Below are 21283 nucleotides of genomic sequence, written 5' to 3' on the forward strand. Positions count from 1 at the left end.
GCGACTGGCGGGCGAAGCCCGTGCCGCTCTCGCCCGCAATCCGCCAGGTCACTTTCGCCGACCTGCCGGGCTGGCTGGAAGATGACCAGCTGGCCGCCTTCGAAGCCTTCCGGCGCTCTGCCTTTCATGTCCTGACCAAACCCTATCGCAGCGGCGCCCTTGGCGTCGCTTTCGATGCTTTTGGCCCCTCCTATGCCGAAGCCCGCGAACAACCGCCAACGACCGGCGCCAAGGCCCGCGAATTCTTCGAACGTCATTTCCAGCCAGCCTTTGTCGCGCCGGATGGCCGCGACCGTGGTCTGGTCACTGGTTTCTATGAGCCCGAAGTCGAGGCATCTCCCGTCAGGACAGAGGTTTTCCGGATACCGCTACTGTCGCGCCCGGCCGATCTCGTCGACGTTGACGATAAGAACCGCCCGGTCGGCATGGACCCCTATCTCGCTTTCGCGCGCCAGGCCCCGAATGGGCTCGTCGAACATTTCGACCGGCGGGGGATCGAACAGGGCGCCTTGTCGGGCAAGGGCCTGGAGATCGCCTGGCTGGCCGACCCGGTCGACGCCTTTTTCATCCATGTCCAGGGTGCCGCGCGCCTGCATATGACCGACGGGTCGCTGCGGCGCGTCACCTACGCCGCGAAATCCGGCCAGCGCTTTACCGGTCCCGGCGGGATTTTGGCCGGAATCGGCGAGATTCCGCTTGAGAAGGTGACGATGCAGTCGATCCGGGCCTGGTTCAAAGCCAACCCGCAGAGGATCGACGAGATCCTATGGCAGAACCGCTCCTACATCTTCTTCAGGCAGGCAGCGGTCGATGATCCCGCTCTCGGGCCGATCGCCGCGGCAAAGGTGCCGCTGACGCCGGGTCGTTCGGTCGCCGTCGATCGCCTGCTGCACACTTTTGGAACGCCGTTTTTCATCGCGGCGCCATCGCTGACCGCATTCGGGGGCAAGCCCTTTGCCCGGCTGATGATCGCCCAGGATACCGGATCGGCCATCACCGGCCAGGCGCGCGGCGACCTGTTCGCCGGATCGGGCTTCGATGCCGGGGAGATCGCTGGCGTCGTCCGCAACGATGCCGATTTCTTCGCGCTTCTGCCGAAGTCCTTGTTCGCCGGGGCCAGTTCATGAGCACGCGCCGCGAACGCAAGCTGAGCGACGAAGAACGCGTGCTGTGGAACGTCATTGCCCGGACGACCTCGCCGCTGAAGGGCAAGCGGGCGGTTGAGGTTCCCGAACTGCCTGTTGCCGTGGCTGAAAAGTCGGTTGCAGCACCAGTCCAGGCGGCGCAAGTGCCGGCACCAGCGGCACCGACACCGCCGAAGCGCCAGTATGTCGCCCATTCGCTCGACGAGCCGACGCGCGACAAGCTGTCCAAGGGTCGCCTTCCGATCGAAGGCCGCGTCGACCTGCATGGCCTGACCCAGGACGAGGCCTATTCCCTGCTGCTTACCTTTTTGGCGCGGGCCCATGCCGGCGGGGTTCGCTATGTCCTCGTCATCACCGGCAAGGGCAACTCCAAGGGCGGCGACGGCGTGCTGAGGCGCATGGTGCCGGCATGGCTGAACACGGCGCCGTTTCGCATGCTGGTCTCCAGCCACGATCATGCCGCACGCCACCATGGCGGCTCGGGTGCGATCTACATCCGGCTGCGGCGGAGGACCGGCCATTGACACCGCTGGGCGAACGCATCCGCGAACTCCGGCGCGAACGCGGCGTCAGCCAGAAGGACATGGCTGCCTCCATCGGCGTCAGCGCCGCCTATCTCTCGGCGCTGGAGCATGGCCATCGCGGCGTGCCGACCTGGGCGATGATCCAGAAGATCATCGGCTACTTCAATGTCATCTGGGATGATGCCGAGGAATTGCAGAAGCTGGCCGAGGGTTCGCACCCGCGCGTCGTGGTCGACACGGCGGGGCTTTCGCCTGCCGCTACCGAACTCGCCAATCTCCTGGCCCAGGCCATCGGCGAGTTGAACGAGACCGAACTTGCCGCCCTTAACGTTCACGTCCGCCAGGCGATCGCGCGGAAGAAGCGCGGCTAGAACAGCGCCTTGAGTTCGCTGAGGCGGTCGTTGACCAGCCAACCGTAGTAATTTTCCTCTGGCACCTTGGGCGCCTCGCCGGCCGCCTCGCGCCGTTCGTTCTCGGCCTTGAGCGCGTAGGCACGCGCCTCGGGGTTACCGACATTGTAGAGCGTGGCGGTAATCCCCGGATTGCCGGAAATATCGAAGCCGGCGATGCTCTTGTAGGCGTCGATCGAAGTCTTCAGCGTCGCGGCGACGTAAGGCAGTGTCAGGTCCGGGTCCATGATCGTCTTGTAGACGGCATTGGGGTCGCTCTCATCGAGCTTGGGCAGGCGCGATACCTTGTGCACGACGTCGCTCATCTGCAGCGCCGTCAGCGGATTGAGCTGGCCGATGCCGAATGTCTGGCCGGCGTAGAACGGCTGGAAGAAGGTCGCGCTGAAGCGGTCGTTGGGATAACTGGTGCCGCCCACGGTCTTGCCGCGGAAATCCTGGTTCCAAACCCGCTCGCGGCATTCCCAAAGGTCGTAGCTGCCCGATTTGCCGCTACACTCGGCGAATTCCGGCCGCTTGATGAAATCGGAGATGTCTTCGCCCTCATAGGCGAAACGCAGCTTGCTGGAGAGGTAGGACACTGCCTTGACGTAGTAGGTCTGCAACCGGTCGTAGGCGTCGACATTGTAGGTGTGCTCGCCGACGATGGCACCGACGATATGCATCGGGTCGATGCCGTAGTCGCGTGCCACCGCATTGATCTTGCCGCGCAGCTCGCCATCGTTCTGCAGCAGCGCATAGACCTTGCGGTATTTGGCGTCGAACGTGGTCTTGCCTGCCCTCGTACGTTTGGACGAGGCGCCGGGCACTTCGGGCTGTTCGACATTGACGTTGCCGGCGGCAACCACCGTCGTGGCAGCCGATGCCTGCGGCGCGCCGAAGGCTGCCGCCAGAAGAAATGCCGTGAGAAATGCGCTTTTCATATGCTGCTGTATGCCCAAGCTTTGTCCGGGCAAACTAGAAAATGCCCCAGGCTTAGTCGAGGGCGTTGTCGCCCGAAGCTGCGAAACCTGGCCGAATGGTTCCATTCGGCCACAGGTCGGGATGGACGGCGGCCCTGCCGGGCCGCCGTTGGAGCTTTCTAGAGGATGAACCGCGACAGGTCGGTGTTCCTCGAGAGATCGCCGACATGCTTTTCGACATAGGCAGCGTCGATCTTGACCGAGGTGCCGTTGCGATCGGGTGCGTCGTAGGAGATCTCGTCGAGCACGCGTTCCATCACCGTTTGCAGGCGCCGCGCGCCGATGTTCTCAACCGAGGCATTGAGGTCGACCGCGATGCCGGCGAGCGCATCGATGGCGTCGTCGGTGAATTCCAGGTTGACACCTTCGGTGTTCATCAGGGCGATGTACTGCTTGATCAGGCTGGCCTCCGTCTCCGTCAGGATTCGACGGAAGTCGTCCTTCTCCAGCGCGCGCAGCTCGACGCGGATCGGCAGGCGGCCCTGCAACTCCGGCAACAAGTCCGACGGCTTGGCCACGTGGAACGCACCCGAGGCGATGAACAGGATGTGGTCGGTCTTGACCTGCCCGTACTTGGTCGCAACCGTCGTGCCTTCGACCAGCGGCAAAAGGTCCCGCTGCACGCCTTCGCGCGACGGCCCGCCATGGACGTCGCCGCCCCGGGCTATCTTGTCGATCTCGTCGAGGAAGACGATGCCTTCGTTCTCGGTGACCTCGAGCGCCCGGCGGACGACCTCGTCCTGGTCGAGCAGCTTGTCGGACTCGTCGCTGATCAGAAGCCCGTAGGATTCCTTGACGGTGGTCTTGCGCGCTTTGGTGCGCTGGCCGCCCATCGCCTTCGACAGCATGTCGTTGATGTTGAGCACGCCGACATTGCCGCCGGGCATGCCGGGGATGTCGAAGCTCGGCATGCCGCCGGTGCCGGTGTCGGCGACCTGGATCTCGATTTCCTTGTCGTCGAGTTCGCCGTCGCGGAGCTTTTTCCGGAACGAGTCGCGGGTCGCCGGGCTGGCGGTCTTGCCGACCAGCGCCTCGAGCACGCGCTCCTCTGCGTTGACATGGGCGCGGGCCTCGACGTCCTCGCGCATCTTCTCGCGCACCAGGCCGATGGCGACCTCGACGAGATCGCGGATGATCTGCTCGACGTCGCGGCCGACATAGCCGACCTCGGTGAACTTGGTCGCCTCGACCTTGACGAAGGGCGCACCCGCGAGCTTCGCCAGTCGGCGCGAAATCTCGGTCTTGCCGACGCCGGTAGGTCCGATCATCAGGATGTTCTTGGGCATGACCTCTTCGCGCATCTGGCCTTCCAGCTGCTGCCGGCGCCAGCGGTTGCGCAGCGCGATCGCCACGGCGCGCTTGGCGTCCTTCTGGCCGATGATGAAGCGGTCGAGTTCGGAAACGATCTCACGGGGAGAGAATGTGGACATGGCGTTACTCTCGAATACTCAGTTGGGGCTTATGTATGGGCTGGAAGCTGTACCGCAAGGGCGCCGGGCAGCAGTGGCACAAGGGTCCGCCGCAGCGCATGCCAGCCGGCGCTGAGCAGCAGCACCAGGGCGCCGAGCACCAGCATGGTCAGCGGAACGACGCTGTCCGCCAGCCCCGCCTTGACGACCAGCGAGCCGAAGGCAAAACCGGCGTAGGACAGACCGGAAACAAGGATCGCGCGCCTGTCGACGACGAGGGCGACGAGTGCCAGTCCAATGAAGATCGCCAGGATACTCCAGGCGGAGATCGCGTCGGAACCGCCCTCGCCGACCAGCCCGCTGATCAGCGGATGGACGATCAGCGGTGCTGCCAGCATGTGCAGCCAGAACGCGATGTCGGTGCGTCGGGTCTGGCGTTGCGGGTCGCTGAGGTCGAACCGCATGGCCAGCGCGAACACCGAAACGCCGCAGGCGAGCAGCAGGGGCTTGGCCGCCTGGATGGCGAAATCCGGCAAGACCATGAAAAGAATCCCGACGGCCGAGGCGACAAGGGCGGCTACGCCGGCTGCGATCGTCACCGGCACGCGGAAGCGCTGGTAGTGCAATGCGGTTGCCGCGGCGGTCGCAAGACCGGCGACAACAATCGGCAAGCCGCCGTGGTTGCCGAGACCCATGCCGATGCTGAGGCTGGGGTTGAAGGCTTCCGCAACCGTCGAAAAGACCGCTCCGGCATAGACCAGAAGCAGCACGATGCTGGGCAGCGCCATGCGCTGCCGGCGGGTGAAGTATTCGGCCAGAAGCCAGCTCGCCACGGCGATGGCGGCGAACATGCCGGTGTTGCCGATCATGTCGCCGGAGAAATAGCCCAGGGCGCCCAGAAACAGCCCAAGGCCGATGGTGACGAAGATATCGCTGAAACCGCTGATGAACCGAAATTTTTCGTCGTCATGCGGCTCCCTGTCGAGGGTGCTCGCACTCGCACTCTCCAGGTCCCGCAGCCCTTGTGCCTGCTCTGCCGTCAGCAGGCCGTTTGCGACTGCGGCGAGCAGGGTATCGGGCGATATGCCGGGCGCTTCTGACGGCATCGCAAGATTGGTCATCACATGATCCCCGCCTGCCACTGCTTGATCGCATCGAGCGGATAGACCAGCATGATGACGTTGAGCGTCAGGTTGTCCCGGATGACGTAGCCGACGCCGATTTCAAAGATGAGGGCGAGGGCTATGATGCTCCATACAGGAAGCCGCGCGGCCATCACGAAGCCGAGTACCATCGCCAGGGTGTCGAACACCGAGTTCAGGACGCTGTCGCCGTAGTAGTCGAGGGAAATGGTCCCCTCGCGGTAGCGGTTGATGATGAAGTCGCTGTTTTCGACCAGCTCCCACGCCAGCTCGATACCGATGGCGACCGCCAGCCGGAAACCAAGCGAACTCTTGGGCGCGAGCCAGCTCAGCAGCGCATAGAACAGGAAGCCGTGGATGATGTGCGAGAAGGTGTACCAGTCGGAGATGTGTTGCGAATTCTCCGAGCTCTGCACCACCCCGTGCCACAGCTTGACGTATCCGCACTTGCAGATCGCCGGATGGCCCATCCAGTAGAGCGCGACCGCCTGCCCGGCGATCATCAGCGCTGCGACCAGCAGCCACCAGCCGAGTTTTTCGCGTTGCGCGGCGGCTTCACGGTCCTGCGATATGCTCATGCGTCGAAATCCCCCTCCTCCGCGTCGCGCGCCATCATTTGCGCGGGACCGTAAATCGACGTGCGTGTGTCGAAAGCCACGAACCCTGCCTTTTCGTAGGCCCGGATGGCCCGCTTGTTGGACGGATCCGGATCGATGATCACGCGTGGAACGCCTTCCTCGAACAACTCCTCGACGAACTGTCGCAGGATCGCCGAGCCGTGGCCTTTTCCGACCAGCTCAGACACGCCGATGGTCAGATCGACGCCGAGCGTGCCGAAAGGCTGGTCCTGGTAGGGATGGTCGTCCTCCAGATGCGGGTCGTAGCTCTGGAGGTAGCCGATCGGCTTGCCGTCGAGCTCGACGATCAGCGGCTCGACCGAGATGCTGTCGATATGTTCTTCGATCGAGGCCAGTTCTTCGGCTGCATCGCCCCACCATTCCGCGACATGCGGCGCTGCCAGCCATCTGGCCAGCAGCGGCAGGTCCTTCTTTTCGACGGGCCGGAAGTCGTAGCGCAAGGCTGGCTCAGCCGGCATCGAGCGTTTCGATGACGAAGCTGTGGTTGGTGTAGACGCAGATGTCGGCGGCGATCTGCATCGCCTTGCGGGCGATCTCCTCGGCGTCCTTGTCGGTGTCCATCAGCGCACGGGCCGCGGCCAGCGCGTAATTGCCGCCCGAGCCGATGGCCATCACGCCGAATTCGGGCTCCAGCACGTCGCCGGTGCCGGTCAGCGCCAGCGACACGTTCTTGTCGGCCACCAGCATCATCGCTTCGAGGCGGCGCAGGTAGCGGTCTGTGCGCCAATCCTTGGCGAGTTCGACGCAGGCGCGCGTCAGCTGGTCGGGATATTGCTCGAGCTTCGCCTCGAGCCTTTCGAGCAGGGTGAAGGCGTCGGCCGTGGCGCCGGCAAACCCGGCGATCACATTGCCCTTGCCGAGGCGGCGAACCTTGCGGGCATTACCCTTCATGATGGTCTGGCCGAGGCTGACCTGGCCGTCGCCGGCGATCACTACCTTGTTGCCCTTGCGCACCGTCACGATGGTCGTGGCGTGCATGCTCTGTTCGTTGGACATATGTTGCTCCGATGGCGCACGGCCCCTTCGAGGCGGCTCGGGCGTTACGAGTGGAAGTTCGATCTTATGTATGACGCGGCGCAAGGAATGCAAATCCGCATGCCGCATCACGAAATGCCCTTTCGCGGCGATTGGCAAGCGGTCGCTCATGCTGCTATTAGGCACTCGTTTTTGAGGACAAGGATCCGCCATGGCCCCCCGTTCCGCCGAAGTCAGCCGCAAGACCAAGGAAACCGAGATTTCCATCTCGGTCCATGTCGACGGCACCGGCCGTTCGGAGATGGCGACCGGCGTCGGCTTCTTCGACCACATGCTCGACCAGCTGTCGCGGCATTCGCTGATCGACATGAAGGTCTCCGCCAAGGGCGACCTGCACATCGACGACCACCACACCGTCGAGGATTGTGGCATCGCGCTCGGCCAGGCCTTGTCCAAGGCGCTGGGCGACCGCCGCGGCATCATGCGCTATGCCTCGATCGACCTCGCCATGGACGAGACGCTGACGCGCGCCGCCATCGACGTGTCGGGCCGCCCGTTCCTGGTCTGGAACGTCGCTTTCTCGGCGCCCAAGATCGGCACCTTCGATACCGAGCTGGTGCGCGAGTTCTTCCAGGCGCTGGCCCAGAACGCTGGCATCACCCTGCATGTCACCAACCATTATGGCGCCAACAACCACCATATCGCCGAAACCTGCTTCAAGGCTGTGGCGCGCGCGCTGCGCATGGCACTTGAAAGCGACCCGCGCCAGCCTGACGCAGTACCCTCGACCAAGGGCAGCCTGAAGGGATAGCCATGGCCATCCATGTCGTCATGGAGCCGCCCGCCAAGGCGGGAACTAGCGCTTCGGAAAGCGCCGTCTTCGTTCGCGACGGCTTCCATTTCTTCGGCTTCATTGCGCCGCTGCTGTGGTTGCTGTGGCACCGGCTCTGGCTCGAGGCGGCGATGACCTTTGCCGCCACCCTGGCGCTTGCCGCGGCCAGCGAATGGGCGGGGCTGACCTTTGCCGCTCCGCTGCTGCCGCTGCTCATTTCGCTCTATGTCGGGCTCGAAGGCGGCGCGCTGCGCATCGCAGCCCTTCGCCGTGCCGGCTGGCGCCAGTGGGGCGTGGTCGAGGCGGATTCCATCGAAGACGCCGAAATGCGCTACCTCTTCGCCGCTGAAGCCGACGACGAGCCGACATCGGCTGCCGTCGCCATCTCCCCTGCGACGCCCCGGCCTCAACCTGCTGGCGGAGCGCTTGGCCTCCTGCACTATCCCGGAAGAAACTGACATGCGCGTTGCCATCATCGACTACGGCTCGGGCAATCTGCGCTCGGCGACCAAGGCCTTCGAACGTGCCGCCCGCGAGGCCGGCATAGCGGCCAAGATCGAGCTGACGGCCGATGCCGAGCGCGTGCTTTCCGCCGACCGCGTCGTGCTGCCCGGCGTCGGCGCTTATGCCGATTGTGCCCGTGGCCTGCGCGCCGTCGACGGCATGTGGGACGCAGTCGAGGAGGTGGCCATCCGCAAGGCGCATCCCTTCCTCGGTATCTGCGTCGGCATGCAGCTGATGTCCGAACGCGGGCTGGAGAAGTCGGTCACCAACGGCTTTGGCTGGATATCGGGCGACGTCAAGGAGATCAAGCCTTCCGACCCGTCGCTGAAGATTCCGCAGATCGGCTGGAACACGATTCACGTGAAACATCCGCACCCCGTTTTCGACGGCATTCCGACGGGACCAGGCGGCCTGCACGCCTATTTCGTGCATTCCTACCATCTCGACGCAACCGACGAGAAACAGGTGCTGGCCAGCGCCGACTATGGCGGCCGGGTCACTGCCGCGGTGGCGCGCGACAACCTGGTCGGCACGCAGTTTCATCCTGAAAAGAGCCAGGCGCTTGGCCTTGCCCTCATCGCCAATTTCCTGAGGTGGAAGCCATGATCCTCTTTCCGGCCATCGACCTCAAGGACGGCCAGTGCGTGCGCCTCAAGCTTGGTGATATGGACCAGGCGACCGTCTACAACAACGATCCCGCCGCCCAGGCGAAAGCCTTCGAGGACCAGGGCTTCGAATGGCTGCATGTCGTCGATCTCAACGGCGCCTTTGCCGGCGAGAGCGTCAACGGTGCGGCCGTCGAGGCAATCCTCAAGGCGACGAAGAACCCGGTCCAGCTCGGCGGCGGCATCCGCACGCTCGATCATATCGAAAGCTGGCTTTCCAAGGGTCTCGCCCGCGTCATCCTCGGCACGGTTGCCGTGCGCGATCCTGGGCTGGTCAAGGAAGCCTGCAGGAAGTTCCCCGGCAAGGTTGCCGTCGGCGTCGACGCCAAGGGCGGCAAGGTTGCCGTCGAGGGCTGGGCCGAAGCGTCGAGCCTCGGCGTCGTCGAGTTGGCGAAGAAGTTCGAGGGTGCCGGCGTCGCCGCCATCATCTACACCGATATCGACCGCGACGGGGTGCTTGCCGGCATCAACTGGGATTCGACCATCGACCTCGCCGAGGCCGTGTCGATCCCGGTCATTGCCTCGGGCGGTCTCGCATCGCTCGCCGACATCGTCCGCATGACCATGCCGGATGCGAAAAAGCTCGAAGGTGCGATTTCCGGCCGCGCGCTTTATGACGGTCGCATCGACCCGGCTGAGGCGCTGGCCATCCTGCGCGGCACTCTGAAGCCTGAACCCGGACTGTTCGAGGAACGGAAATGACCCTCAAGGCCCGTGTCATCCCCTGCCTCGACGTTAAGGACGGCCGCGTCGTCAAGGGCGTGCAGTTCGTCGATCTGGTAGACGCCGGCGATCCGGTCGAGGCCGCAAAGGCCTATGATGCCGCCGGTGCCGACGAACTCTGCTTCCTCGACATCACCGCTTCTTCCGACAACCGCGAGACCATCTTCGACGTCATCGCCCGTACCGCCGAGCAGTGCTTCATGCCGCTGACCGTCGGCGGCGGCGTACGCCAGGTTGCCGACATCCGCAAGCTGCTGCTCGCCGGCGCCGACAAGGTGTCTATCAACACGGCTGCCGTGAAGAACCCCGACTTTGTCGCCGAAGCCGCCGACAAGTTCGGCAACCAGTGCATCGTCGTTGCCATCGACGCCAAGAAGGTGTCGGTTGCCAATGAAGCCGATCGCTGGGAGATCTTCACCCATGGCGGCCGCGAGCGCACAGGCATCGATGCGGTCGAGTTCGCCCGCAAGGTCGTCGATCTCGGCGCCGGTGAAATCCTGCTCACGTCGATGGACCGCGACGGCACCAAGATCGGCTACGACATCGCCCTCACCCGTGCGGTGGCGGACGCCGTGCGAGCGCCGGTCATCGCTTCGGGCGGCGTCGGCAACCTCGACCACATGGTCGACGGCATCCGCGAGGGACATGCGACGGCGGTTCTTGCCGCTTCGATCTTCCATTTCGGCACCTACACCATTGCCGAGGCCAAGGCGCACATGGCAAAAGCGGGTTTGCCGATGCGGCTCGACCCGATTGGCTGACTTTGTTGCCGAGGCCAAGATGAGCGGATTTTCCCTTGCCGACCTGGAAAAGATCGTCACCGAGCGGGCACGTTCGGGCGATGCCAATTCATGGACCGCCAAGCTTTACCAGGGCGGCATGGAGCGGGCGGCCAAGAAGCTTGGCGAAGAGGCGGTCGAGACCGTCATCGCCGCGGTCAAGGGCGACGATCGTGCCCTCGTTTCGGAAAGCGCCGATCTCCTTTATCATTGGCTCGTCGTGCTGGCTGTCGCCGGCGTCCCGATGGCCGAGGTGATGACCGAGCTCGAGCGTCGCACCTCGCAGTCGGGTGTCGCCGAGAAGGCAGCGCGGAAGAACGAGGGCTGACCACTGGTCAGGTCCCGCAGGGGAGGTTCGATGGATCAACTCGCGCCGACGGACAAATACTCACCCTATTGGTTCTTCTCGGCCGAGCATTGGGCCGGTTTCGGCGCCGACATGTCGATGACCCTGACCCAGGACGAGGTGGCGCGGCTGAGCTCGATGTACGAGCCCATCGATCTCGTCGAGGTCCGGCGCATCTACCTGTCGCTGTCGCGTCTGCTCTCCGCCCATGTCGAGACCAGCCAGCAGCTGTTTCGCCAGCGCCAGCGCTTCTTCAACTCGGACAAGAAGGGCACCAAGACACCCTTCATCATCGGCATGGCGGGGTCGGTCGCCGTCGGCAAATCGACCACCGCGCGTATCCTCAAGGAATTGCTCACCCGCTGGCCGTCGAGCCCGAAGGTCGATCTCGTCACGACCGACGGCTTCCTCTACCCTAACGACGTACTACGCCGCGACAGCCTGATGGAGCGCAAGGGTTTCCCCGACAGCTACGATGTCGGTGCGCTTCTGCGCTTCCTCTCGGCGATCAAGTCGGGCCAGCCCAATGTGCGCGCGCCCGTCTACTCGCACCTGACCTATGACGTGATGCCTGGCGAGTTTGTCACCGTCGACCGGCCCGACATCCTGATCTTCGAGGGCATCAACGTGCTGCAGCCGCGCGAACTGCCCAAGGACGGCAACTTCGTGCCTTTCGTCTCCGACTTCTTCGACTTCTCGATCTACATCGACGCCGATGAGAGCATCATCCACGAGTGGTACATCGACCGCTTCATGCGGCTGCGCGAAACCGCATTCCGCAATCCGCAGTCCTTCTTCCATCGCTACTCGCAGCTGTCGGAGGATGCGGCCCGCGCCATCGCCGAGGGGCTGTGGGCCAACATCAACCTGAAGAACCTGCGCGAGAACATCCTGCCCACGCGCCCGCGCGCCGACCTCATCCTCAAGAAGGGTGCCGGCCATCTCGTCGAGGAAGTGGCGATCCGCAAGCTCTGAAGGTCTTTTTGTTGGGCCATGATCTTGTCCGAAAACCGGGGCCACTTTTTGGGGTCATGCTCTAGGCCGGCTGCGTCACGCGTCTTAGCGTGAGATTGATCCGCCCGCCCTGCTTCAGCAATGCCGATGTCATCGGGTAGATGCGGTCGACGCCATGGAACGCCAGCCGCCCCTCCCCGCCGAGCACGACGACGTCTCCGCTCTCCAGCCTGAACGACACGGTGCGATCGTCGCGCCTTGTGCCGCCGACGCGGAACAGGCAGGCGTCACCCAGCGACACCGACACCACGGGTGCGGCGAACTCCCGCTCGTCGCGATCCTGGTGCAGGCCCATCTTCGCAGTGTCCGTGTAGAAATTGACGAGGCAGGCTTCCGGAGGATGCGGATAGCCCGAGACCTCGCGCCAAAGCGCAAGCAGCGCCTCGGGGATCGGCGGCCACGGTTCGCCTGTGACGGGATGGGTCGGCTGGTAGCGGTAGCCGCCCTCCTTGTCGGTGACCCAGCCCAGCGAGCCGCAATTGGTCATCCTGACGCTCATTTCCTTGCCGGTCTTCGGCATGGCCGGCGTGTAGAGCGGTGCAGCTTTCACCGCCTCTCGGATGCTCTCGACCAGGCTCTCTTGCACCTCGCGCGAGAGAAAGCCGGGCATGTGGCGGACGCCTTTGGGCAATACGAGCACGGTTCAGGTCCAGTTGGGTTGTTGCAGGCGAGAGTGTCAGCCGAAAAATGCAAAACGGCGACCCGAAAGCCGCCGTCCGCGAAATGATTTGTGCGAGGCGAGGCGGTTACGCCGTCGCGATATCGGGGATGCGCAGCACCTGGCCCGGATAGATCTTGTCGGGGTGCGTCAGCATCGGCTTGTTGGCTTCGAAGATGACGGTGTATTTCGATGCCTTGCCTTTGCCGTACTGGGCTTCGGCGATCTTCGACAGGTTGTCGCCCTTCTTGACGGTGTAGAACACCGGCGCCTTGGCCGGCGTCGCCGCCTTGACCAGCTCGGTCATGTCGACCTTGCTGTCGAGCTTGAGACCGGAATCGGGCGCCACCACCTTCAACTCGTCGGCCTGCACCTTGGAGACGCCGAGCGTGTTGCCGACGGCGATCACCGCCTTTTCGAAGATCGACTGGTCCTTGACCACGCCTGTCAGCACTGCGGTATCGCCCTTGACCACCACCTGAACGTTGTCGGTGCCGAGCTTGTGCGAATCGAGCTCCTTCTTCAGCGTGTCGGCGCTCGGTGCCTCGTCGTCGCCGAAGCCAAGCTTCTTGCCGACATTCTTGACGAAATCGAACATGCCCATTCGTAGTCTCCCTTGCTGTGGCATTCGCCGGAGCTTGGCACCTGCCTTGCCAAAATGGAAGCGGGATTGATTCCCAAGGCTTAATCGCCGTCGACGCGCCCGCGCAGCTTCTTGACCGTCGAGCGGCCGGCCTTGCTTTTCAGCCTTCGCTCGATCGAGCCCTTTGTCGGCCTGGTCTTCTTGCGCGGCGGCGGTGGCGGCTCGGCAGCCTTGGCGACAAGTGCCACCAGCCGCGCCCTGGCGTCGGCCCGGTTCTGCTCCTGGGTGCGGTAGCGCCCCGCCTCGATGACGATCACGCCCTCCTTGGTCGCCTTCTGGCCCGCGAACTTTATGGTGCGCTCGCGCACGCGCTCGGGCAGGCCCGGCGCATTGGCCGCATCGAAGCGCAGCTGCACGGCTGTGGCGACCTTGTTGACGTTCTGGCCGCCCGGCCCCGACGAGCGGATGAAGTTCTCCTCGAGGTCGTCGGGATGGATGACCACGTCATTGGCAATGATGATCTTGTCGTCGGCGCTCATGCGCCAAGTCATGCCGTGGTGCGGCCGAAAAGAAAAGGCCCAGCACTTGGCCGGGCCTTTTCGAGATCGTTACGCCAGGTGCCGTGGTTATTCGGCGGCTTCCTGCGTGCGCGGTGCCGCGCCGCGCACCGAGGCGTCGACATGGCTTTCGAACTTGCCGAAATTGTCGATGAACATCGACACCAGCTTGCTGGCCTGGCGGTCATAGGCAGCGCCGTCGGCCCAGGTCGAACGCGGGTCGAGGATCTTGCCGTCGACGCCGGGAACCGAAACCGGCACGGCGAAGCCGAAATGGGCATCGGTGCGGAATTCGACCTCATTGAGCGAGCCGTCGAGGGCGGCAGTGAGCAGCGCGCGCGTCGCCTTGATCGGCATGCGCGAACCCGTGCCATAGGCGCCGCCGGTCCAGCCTGTGTTGACCAGCCAGCAATTGACGCCGTGGTCGGAAATCAGCTGGCGCAGCAGGTTGCCGTATTCGCTGGGGTGCCTGGGCATGAACGGTGCGCCGAAGCAGGTCGAGAACGTCGCTTCCGGCTCGGTCACGCCGCGCTCGGTGCCGGCGACCTTGGCGGTATAGCCGGACAGGAAGTGGTACATCGCCTGCGCCGGCGTCAGCTTTGCGATGGGCGGCATCACGCCGAAGGCGTCGGCCGTCAGCATGATGATGTTCTTCGGGTGGCTGGCGCGCCCGGTGGCGCTGGCATTCGGGATGAAGTCGAGCGGATAGGCGCAACGGGTGTTTTCGGTACGCGAGCCGTCGTTGAAGTCAGGCACGCGGTTCTCGTCGAGCACGACGTTCTCGAGCACCGTGCCGAAACGCTGGGTCGTCGCAAAGATTTCCGGCTCGGCTTCGGCCGACAGGCGAATGGTCTTGGCGTAGCAGCCGCCTTCGAAGTTGAAGATGCCGTCCGGGCCCCAGCCATGCTCGTCGTCGCCGATCAGCGTGCGCTTGGGATCGGCCGACAGCGTCGTCTTGCCGGTTCCCGACAGGCCGAAGAACACGGCGGCGTCGCCATCGGGCCCTTCATTGGCCGAGCAGTGCATGGGCATCACGCCGCCCGCCGGCAGGATGTAGTTGAGCGCGGTGAAGACCGACTTCTTCATCTCGCCGGCATATTTGGTGCCGCCGATGAGCACGATCATGCGCGTCAGATCGACCGCGATCAGCGTCTCGCTGCGGCCGCCATGGCGCGCCGTGTCGGCCCGGAACGACGGCAGGTCGATGATCGTCATCTTCGGCGCGAAGCCGGCCAGTTCAGCCGTTTCCGGGCGGATCAGCAGGTTGCGGATGAACATCGAGTGCCAGGCGTATTCGGTGATGACGCGCGTCGGCAGGCTGAGCGAGCGGTCGGCGCCGCCGATCAGGTCCTGGACGAACAGGTCCTTGTCGGCCGCATGGGCCAGGAAATCTGCATGCAGCGCGTCGAACTGCGCTCGCGTCATCGCATTGTTGTTTTCCCACCAGACCTGGGGCTCGGTGTTTTCGTCGCGCACGACGAACTTGTCCTTGGGCGAGCGGCCGGTGTACTGCCCCGTGTCGGCAACGAGCGCGCCATGGGCGGTCAGCACGGCCTCGCCGCGGCGGACCGCCTCTTCGACCAGCAGGGCAGCGCCAAGGTTGTAATGCACGGTGCCCGACGTTTTGAGCCCTGCCGTTTCGATCCCGTTGGCGGGATTACGCTTACCGACTTCCGACATTCGGTGAACCCTCGTTCGATTTGACGCCAATGTCCGGTCTTCGGGCCGGACGCCGCTGTCCCCGAGGGACCGAGGCAGCCAGAAACAGAAAAGCCAAGCGATTTCAAATCATTAATCGATTTAAATATTTTAGAATTTATCTAAATCGTTTAAATGACGGGGATTAGTCCTACCTTGCCGGGTAGGCAGGCAGGTTTTTTGTTCGAGCTTTTCTTGAGGCGCCCCATATAGAAAGCGGACTGGTTGTGGTGGTTGCGCTCCCCTTCATCGGGGGGTATGCCACATTTTGTACCTAATTTGTCCTGCACAAGCCCTGCTCTGAAGCAGGAAGGGACACCCGCTCATGAGGGAGCCGCTGGAAATGGCAACGATCGCGCTTGTCGACGACGACCGCAACATTTTGACATCGGTTTCGATTGCGCTCGAGTCCGAAGGATACCGTGTCGAGACCTACACCGACGGTGCCTCGGCACTTGAAGGGCTGGCCGCGCGGCCGCCGAACCTCGCCATCCTCGACATCAAGATGCCGCGCATGGACGGCATGGAACTGCTCCGCCGGCTGCGCCAGAAGACTGACCTGCCGGTGATTTTCCTGACGTCGAAGGACGACGAGATCGATGAGCTCTTCGGCCTCAAGATGGGCGCCGACGATTTCATCCGCAAGCCGTTCTCCCAGCGTCTGCTGGTCGAGCGCGTGCGCGCCGTGCTGCGCCGGGCAAGTGCCCGCGAGGCAGCGGCCAAGACGCCGAGCCCGCAGTCGCGCTCGCTGGAGCGCGGCCAGCTGGTGATGGACCAGGAGCGCCATACCTGCACCTGGAAGGGCGAGCCGGTTATCCTGACCGTCACCGAATTCCTGATCCTGCACTCGCTGGCCCAGCGCCCGGGTGTCGTCAAAAGCCGAGACGCTTTGATGGATTCGGCCTATGATGAGCAGGTCTATGTCGATGACCGCACCATCGACAGCCACATCAAGCGCCTGCGCAAGAAGTTCAAGGCCGTCGACGACGACTTCGAGATGATCGAAACGCTCTATGGTGTCGGCTACAGATTCCGCGAAGCGTGAGATCGGCGGGGGCTGAGATCACATGGCGATGGAAGCAGAGATCAGGAAACCCGCGGCCGCCACGAAGCGGTCGCGCGGTCGCCTGTCGCTGTTCTTCGACCGCTCGAGGATCCGGCTGAGCCGGTTCCTCGGCCACTATTTCTTCTCCAGCCTGACGCGCCGCATTCTGTTCCTCAACCTTGCCGGGTTGGCCGTGCTGGTCGCCGGCATCCTGTATCTCAACACCTTCCGTGATGGCCTGATCGGCGCCCGTGTCGAAAGCCTGATGACGCAGGGCGAGATCATTGCCGGCGCCATTGCCGCCTCGGCAACCGTCGAAACGGATTCGATCAGCATCGACCCCGAGAAGCTGCTCGAGCTGCAGGCCGGCGAGACGCTTGGCCCCGGCTCCGACCAGCTCGACAGCCTTGATTTTCCGATCAATCCGGAGCGCGTGGCGCCAGTGCTGCGCCGGCTGATCTCGCCGACAAGGACGCGCGCCCGTATCTACGACCGCGACGCCAATCTCCTGCTCGATTCGCGGCATCTCTATTCGCGCGGCCAGATCCTGCGCTACGACCTTCCGCCGGTCGAGGAAGACGAGCCGACCGTCTTCGAGCGGGCGCAGAAGTTCGTCTTCGACTTTTTCCGCGACAGCGCGCTTCCGGTCTACAAGGAACAGCCCGGCGGCAATGGCGCGGCCTTCCCCGAGGTCGTGCAGGCATTGACCGGCCGCCCGGCGCCGATTGTCCGGGTCAGCGAACAGGGCGAGCAGATCGTGTCGGTCGCCGTCCCCATCCAGCGCTTCCGTGCCGTGCTCGGCGTGCTGATGCTGTCGACCGAAGGCGGCGACATCGACAAGATTGTCGCTGCCGAGCAGAAGGCCATCCTGCGCGTGTTCGGTGTCGCTGCATTGGTCACGGCCATCCTGTCGATGCTGTTGGCGTCGACCATCGCCAACCCGCTGCGTCGGCTGTCGGCTGCCGCCAACCGCGTCCGTCGTGGCGGCAAGAGCCGCGAGGAAATTCCCGATTTCTCCGACCGCCAGGACGAGATCGGCAACCTGTCGGTTGCCGTGCGTGACATGACCAAGGCGCTTTACGCGCGTATCGAGGCGATCGAGAGTTTCGCCGCCGACGTCAGCCACGAACTCAAGAATCCGCTGACCTCGCTGCGCAGCGCAGTCGAGACTTTGCCGCTTGCCAGGAACGAGAGCTCGCGCGAACGGCTGATGGAGGTCATCCAGCATGACGTGAAGCGCCTCGACCGGCTGATCACCGATATTTCGGACGCATCCCGTCTCGATGCCGAGCTCGCGCGCGAGGACGCCGGCAAGGTGGATCTCAAGAAGTTCATCGGCGATCTGGTTTCGGTGTCGCGCGAGGCCAGCCGCCACAAGAAGGCGGTCGAAATCGCATTCACCGTTGCCAAGCTGCCGGCTGGGGCGAAGAACTACAACGTGGTCGGCCACGACCTGCGCATCGGCCAGGTCATCACCAACCTGATAGAGAACGCCCGCTCCTTCGTGCCCGACGACCATGGCCACATTGCCATTTCGCTGGCGCGCGTCGGCAAGTTCAATGTCATCACGGTCGAGGACAACGGCCCCGGCATCCGCGCCGAAAACATCGACCGCATCTTCGAGCGTTTCTATACCGACCGTCCGGCGGGCGAAGCCTTCGGCCAGAATTCCGGCCTCGGCCTGTCGATCAGCCGCCAGATCGTCGAGGCCCATGGCGGCACGCTGAGCGCCGAAAACATCGCCGGCACCAAGCCTGGCGAACTCAAGGGCGCGCGCTTCGTCGTTGCCCTGCCGGCCGAAAGCTGATCCGTGGCGCCAGCCAACATGCATGCCACGGCGATTGTTCTTGGCGATCGCTGTGTACTGGTTGCAGGGCTGTCCGGGTCGGGCAAGACGGCTCTTGCCCTGGCCCTCGTCGAGAAATTTCGCGCCGCAGGCCGGTTCGCCCGGCTGGTTTCCGACGACCAGGTCTTCCTGTCGGTGCACCACGGCAGGCTTTTGTGCCATGCGCCGGCAGTCATTGCCGGCCTGGCAGAGGTCCGCGGCGTCGGGCCGGTTCCGGTCGAACATGAGGCGGCGGCTGCAGTCGACCTGCTGGCCAGGCTTGTTCCGGCAAGCGAGGTGGAACGGCTGCCCGGACAGGACAGTGAACTGATTCTTGGTTGCATGACGCAGCGATTGTTGCTCGCAGAACGTGAAATTGCCGCAGCCATCCCCACAATTCTGGTCCGACTCGGCATCACCCTCTTCGCCTGAAGCTGCACATTATTTTTGCTGCATTGCGTCAAAATGGCGTGGCGAGCAGCAGATTGGGGCTTGTAAACGCCTTCGCCGTCGACAAGATAGCGCTCCCGCCCTCCGCGAAGGCGGCAAGAGTACTGCGCGGCTGTGAAGAGGCCATGACGGGAGCCAAATCAGAATGATCGGACTCGTGCTTGTGACGCACGGTCAGCTGGCCGAAGAGTTCCGCCATGCCGTGGAACATGTCGTCGGACCGCAGGACAATTTCGAGACTGTTTCGATCGGAGCAGACGATGACATGGCGCAGCGTCGCAGCGACATCATCGACGCCGTCGCCAGCGCCGACACCGGCAATGGTGTGGTCGTGCTCACCGATATGTTCGGCGGCACGCCGTCGAACCTCGCCATCTCGGTGATGGAAGCCGGCCGGGTCGAAGTCATCGCCGGCATGAACCTGCCGATGCTCATCAAGCTGACGAGCGTACGCAAGGCCGACAACATGGCCGCCGCGCTCGACGAGGCACAGGCTGCTGGCCGCAAATATATCAACGTTGCTAGTCAGGTGTTGAGCGGCAAATGAGCGGCATGCCCTACTCGCCCGAGAAGGGCCACATCGTCCGCGATCTCACCATAGTCAATCAGCGTGGCCTGCATGCCCGCGCCTCGGCCAAGTTTGTCCAGATTGCCGGCGAGTTCCAGGCCAATGTCAGCGTAGAGAGGGACGGCATTTCCGTAGGCGGCACGTCGATCATGGGCCTGATGATGCTCGCCGCCAGCCCCGGTTGCACCATCCGCGTTACCGCGAGCGGCCCCGAGGCCGTCGAAGCGATGGATGCGCTTGCGACACTGGTCGCGGCGCGCTTCGGCGAGGAGTCCTGATCGCCGGACTGAGTCTTGTGCGACATGCACGAATAAAGATTTCTTTATGTCCCATTGTCGATAACGGCCTGATCTGGTAGTCAGGCCGATCTTTCGCGCGCCCTCGCAGCCCTCCCGCGGCGGCGCGAAGCAAACAGGAATCGGAGCAAGCCATGACGGGTAGCAAGGATTATCTGGTCGCCGACATTTCGCTCGCCGGCTGGGGTCGCAAGGAAATCGAGATCGCCGAAACCGAAATGCCGGGCCTGATGGCCTGCCGCGAGGAGTTCGGTGAAGCAAAGCCGCTCAAGGGCGCGCGCATTTCCGGCTCGCTGCACATGACCATCCAGACCGCGGTGCTGATCGAGACGCTGAAGGAACTCGGCGCCGACATCCGCTGGGCGTCGTGCAACATCTTCTCGACCCAGGATCATGCCGCGGCCGCCATCGCCGAAGCCGGCATCCCGGTCTTCGCCGTCAAGGGCGAGACGCTCGAGGAATACTGGCAGTACACCGACCAGATCTTCCAGTGGACCGATGGCGGCGCCACCAACATGATCCTCGATGATGGCGGCGACGCCACCATGTACATCCTGATCGGCGCCCGTGCCGAGGCCGGCGAGGACGTACTGTCCAACCCGGGCAGCGAAGAGGAAGAGATCCTGTTCGCCCAGATCAAGAAGCGCATGGCTGAAACGCCGGGCTTCTTCGCCAAGCACAAGGCTGCCATCCGCGGCGTCACCGAAGAGACCACGACCGGTGTCAACCGCCTCTACCAGTTGCAGAAGAAGGGCCTGCTGCCCTTCCCGGCGATCAACGTCAACGACAGTGTCACCAAGTCGAAGTTCGACAACAAGTACGGCTGCAAGGAATCGCTGGTCGACGGCATCCGCCGCGGCACCGACGTCATGATGGCCGGCAAGGTCGCCGTCGTCTGCGGTTACGGCGACGTCGGCAAGGGTTCTGCTGCCTCGCTCCAGGGCGCCGGCGCCCGCGTCAAGGTTACCGAGGTCGACCCGATCTGCGCGCTCCAGGCTGCTATGGACGGCTTCGAGGTCGTCACGCTGGAAGACGCTGCTCCCACCGCCGACATCGTCATCACCACGACCGGCAACAAGGACGTCATCACCCTCGACCACATGCGCCTGATGAAGGACATGGTCATCGTCGGCAACATCGGCCACTTCGACAACGAGATCCAGGTCGCGGCCCTGCGCAACCTCAAGTGGACCAACGTCAAGCCGCAGGTCGACATGATCAGCTTCCCGGATGGCAAGCGCATGCTGCTGCTGTCGGAAGGCCGCCTGCTCAACCTCGGCAATGCGACCGGCCACCCGAGCTTCGTCATGTCGGCGTCTTTCACCAACCAGACGCTGGCCCAGATCGAGCTTTTCACCAAGCCCGGCCAGTACAAGAACGAAGTCTACGTGCTGCCCAAGCACCTCGACGAGAAGGTCGCCCGCCTGCACCTCGACAAGCTCGGCGCCAAGCTGACCACCCTGTCCGATGAACAGGCCAGCTATATCGGCGTGACGCCGAAGGGGCCGTTCAAGCCGGAACACTACCGCTATTAACCA

At 63.8% G+C, this 21283-nt stretch carries 26 protein-coding genes; 16 read left to right on the forward strand and 10 right to left on the reverse strand.

Annotation, left to right across the window (positions count from 1 at the left end; translation table 11 throughout):
• Positions 1-20: 20 nt before the first annotated feature.
• The 3 genes from WHT83_RS04275 to WHT83_RS04285 are packed head-to-tail and all read left to right on the forward strand — an operon-like array spanning position 21 to position 2040.
• Complete coding sequence (locus tag WHT83_RS04275; RefSeq protein WP_406873058.1) at positions 21-1127, forward strand: murein transglycosylase A; 1107 nt, start codon at positions 21-23, stop codon at positions 1125-1127.
• Positions 1124-1669 carry a Smr/MutS family protein gene (locus tag WHT83_RS04280; protein ID WP_406873059.1) on the forward strand — a complete coding sequence of 182 codons (546 nt, stop codon included), beginning with the start codon at positions 1124-1126 and terminating at the stop codon, positions 1667-1669. Before WHT83_RS04275 ends, WHT83_RS04280 begins: the two co-directional genes overlap by 4 nt.
• Positions 1666-2040 (forward strand): helix-turn-helix domain-containing protein, encoded by a 375-nt coding sequence (locus tag WHT83_RS04285; RefSeq protein WP_108606149.1) that lies wholly within the window; start codon positions 1666-1668, stop codon positions 2038-2040. Before WHT83_RS04280 ends, WHT83_RS04285 begins: the two co-directional genes overlap by 4 nt.
• Here WHT83_RS04285 and WHT83_RS04290 read toward each other — a convergent pair.
• From WHT83_RS04290 to hslV, 6 genes are all read right to left on the reverse strand, one after another.
• Positions 2037-2999 carry a DUF1402 family protein gene (locus WHT83_RS04290; RefSeq protein WP_406873060.1) on the reverse strand — a complete coding sequence of 321 codons (963 nt, stop codon included), beginning with the start codon at positions 2997-2999 and terminating at the stop codon, positions 2037-2039. The two genes, WHT83_RS04285 and WHT83_RS04290, sit on opposite strands and share 4 nt — an antisense overlap.
• A gap of 158 nt (positions 3000-3157) precedes the next feature.
• Entirely contained in the window at positions 3158-4468 is a 1311-nt protein-coding gene (gene hslU / locus WHT83_RS04295; RefSeq protein WP_108606147.1) for an ATP-dependent protease ATPase subunit HslU, read from the reverse strand.
• 29 nt (positions 4469-4497) lie between these two features.
• Entirely contained in the window at positions 4498-5568 is a 1071-nt protein-coding gene (locus WHT83_RS04300; protein ID WP_406873061.1) for a hypothetical protein, read from the reverse strand.
• Positions 5568-6167, reverse strand: coding sequence for a DUF2585 domain-containing protein (locus WHT83_RS04305; RefSeq protein ID WP_318763136.1), 600 nt, complete (start codon positions 6165-6167; stop codon positions 5568-5570). The genes WHT83_RS04300 and WHT83_RS04305 overlap by 1 nt, the downstream gene beginning before the upstream one ends.
• Complete coding sequence (locus WHT83_RS04310; protein ID WP_406873062.1) at positions 6164-6685, reverse strand: GNAT family N-acetyltransferase; 522 nt, start codon at positions 6683-6685, stop codon at positions 6164-6166. Before WHT83_RS04310 ends, WHT83_RS04305 begins: the two co-directional genes overlap by 4 nt.
• Positions 6675-7223, reverse strand: coding sequence for an ATP-dependent protease subunit HslV (gene hslV / locus WHT83_RS04315; protein ID WP_108606144.1), 549 nt, complete (start codon positions 7221-7223; stop codon positions 6675-6677). The genes WHT83_RS04310 and hslV overlap by 11 nt, the downstream gene beginning before the upstream one ends.
• A gap of 190 nt (positions 7224-7413) precedes the next feature.
• On the opposite strand from hslV, the gene hisB reads away from it, so the two are divergent.
• Genes hisB through coaA form a run of 7 tightly spaced genes read left to right on the forward strand, consistent with a single transcriptional unit; the run spans position 7414 to position 12026 of the window.
• Entirely contained in the window at positions 7414-8013 is a 600-nt protein-coding gene (hisB, locus tag WHT83_RS04320) for an imidazoleglycerol-phosphate dehydratase HisB (RefSeq protein WP_406873063.1), read from the forward strand.
• Positions 8014-8015: 2 nt separating this feature from the next.
• Entirely contained in the window at positions 8016-8492 is a 477-nt protein-coding gene (locus tag WHT83_RS04325; protein WP_406873064.1) for a DUF2628 domain-containing protein, read from the forward strand.
• Between the two features lies 1 nt (position 8493).
• Positions 8494-9144 carry an imidazole glycerol phosphate synthase subunit HisH gene (hisH, locus tag WHT83_RS04330; protein WP_406873065.1) on the forward strand — a complete coding sequence of 217 codons (651 nt, stop codon included), beginning with the start codon at positions 8494-8496 and terminating at the stop codon, positions 9142-9144.
• Entirely contained in the window at positions 9141-9905 is a 765-nt protein-coding gene (gene hisA / locus WHT83_RS04335; RefSeq protein ID WP_406873066.1) for a 1-(5-phosphoribosyl)-5-[(5-phosphoribosylamino)methylideneamino]imidazole-4-carboxamide isomerase, read from the forward strand. The genes hisH and hisA overlap by 4 nt, the downstream gene beginning before the upstream one ends.
• Entirely contained in the window at positions 9902-10687 is a 786-nt protein-coding gene (gene hisF, locus WHT83_RS04340; protein WP_406873067.1) for an imidazole glycerol phosphate synthase subunit HisF, read from the forward strand. Before hisA ends, hisF begins: the two co-directional genes overlap by 4 nt.
• A 19-nt stretch (positions 10688-10706) precedes the next feature.
• Positions 10707-11033 carry a phosphoribosyl-ATP diphosphatase gene (locus WHT83_RS04345; protein WP_108609620.1) on the forward strand — a complete coding sequence of 109 codons (327 nt, stop codon included), beginning with the start codon at positions 10707-10709 and terminating at the stop codon, positions 11031-11033.
• A gap of 30 nt (positions 11034-11063) precedes the next feature.
• Positions 11064-12026 carry a type I pantothenate kinase gene (gene coaA, locus WHT83_RS04350; protein WP_108606138.1) on the forward strand — a complete coding sequence of 321 codons (963 nt, stop codon included), beginning with the start codon at positions 11064-11066 and terminating at the stop codon, positions 12024-12026.
• A gap of 61 nt (positions 12027-12087) precedes the next feature.
• On the opposite strand, the gene WHT83_RS04355 is transcribed toward coaA, so the two are convergent.
• The 4 genes from WHT83_RS04355 to WHT83_RS04370 form a co-directional block, all read right to left on the reverse strand.
• Positions 12088-12705 (reverse strand): alpha-ketoglutarate-dependent dioxygenase AlkB family protein, encoded by a 618-nt coding sequence (locus WHT83_RS04355; protein ID WP_406873068.1) that lies wholly within the window; start codon positions 12703-12705, stop codon positions 12088-12090.
• A gap of 106 nt (positions 12706-12811) precedes the next feature.
• Entirely contained in the window at positions 12812-13327 is a 516-nt protein-coding gene (gene lysM / locus WHT83_RS04360; protein WP_055981896.1) for a peptidoglycan-binding protein LysM, read from the reverse strand.
• A gap of 80 nt (positions 13328-13407) precedes the next feature.
• A complete protein-coding gene (gene arfB / locus WHT83_RS04365) occupies positions 13408-13845 on the reverse strand; it encodes an alternative ribosome rescue aminoacyl-tRNA hydrolase ArfB (protein ID WP_406873069.1) in 438 nt (145 codons plus the stop codon).
• Positions 13846-13932: 87 nt separating this feature from the next.
• Positions 13933-15543, reverse strand: coding sequence for a phosphoenolpyruvate carboxykinase (locus tag WHT83_RS04370; RefSeq protein WP_406873070.1), 1611 nt, complete (start codon positions 15541-15543; stop codon positions 13933-13935).
• Between the two features lie 361 nt (positions 15544-15904).
• Between WHT83_RS04370 and WHT83_RS04375 the strand changes: the two genes are divergently transcribed.
• The 6 genes from WHT83_RS04375 (at position 15905) to ahcY (ending at position 21280) form a co-directional block, all read left to right on the forward strand.
• Positions 15905-16606, forward strand: coding sequence for a response regulator transcription factor (locus WHT83_RS04375; protein WP_055982326.1), 702 nt, complete (start codon positions 15905-15907; stop codon positions 16604-16606).
• Positions 16607-16628: 22 nt separating this feature from the next.
• Complete coding sequence (locus tag WHT83_RS04380) at positions 16629-18413, forward strand: sensor histidine kinase (protein WP_108606134.1); 1785 nt, start codon at positions 16629-16631, stop codon at positions 18411-18413.
• Between the two features lie 3 nt (positions 18414-18416).
• Complete coding sequence (locus WHT83_RS04385) at positions 18417-18863, forward strand: HPr kinase/phosphorylase (protein ID WP_406873071.1); 447 nt, start codon at positions 18417-18419, stop codon at positions 18861-18863.
• A gap of 163 nt (positions 18864-19026) precedes the next feature.
• Entirely contained in the window at positions 19027-19428 is a 402-nt protein-coding gene (locus WHT83_RS04390; protein ID WP_055981908.1) for a PTS sugar transporter subunit IIA, read from the forward strand.
• A complete protein-coding gene (locus tag WHT83_RS04395; RefSeq protein ID WP_406873072.1) occupies positions 19425-19727 on the forward strand; it encodes an HPr family phosphocarrier protein in 303 nt (100 codons plus the stop codon). The genes WHT83_RS04390 and WHT83_RS04395 overlap by 4 nt, the downstream gene beginning before the upstream one ends.
• Before the next feature lie 152 nt (positions 19728-19879).
• Positions 19880-21280 (forward strand): adenosylhomocysteinase, encoded by a 1401-nt coding sequence (gene ahcY / locus WHT83_RS04400; RefSeq protein WP_108606131.1) that lies wholly within the window; start codon positions 19880-19882, stop codon positions 21278-21280.
• Positions 21281-21283 lie beyond the last annotated feature (3 nt).

This window comes from Aminobacter sp. P9b, assembly GCF_045345995.1.
Lineage (GTDB): Bacteria > Pseudomonadota > Alphaproteobacteria > Rhizobiales > Rhizobiaceae > Aminobacter > Aminobacter niigataensis.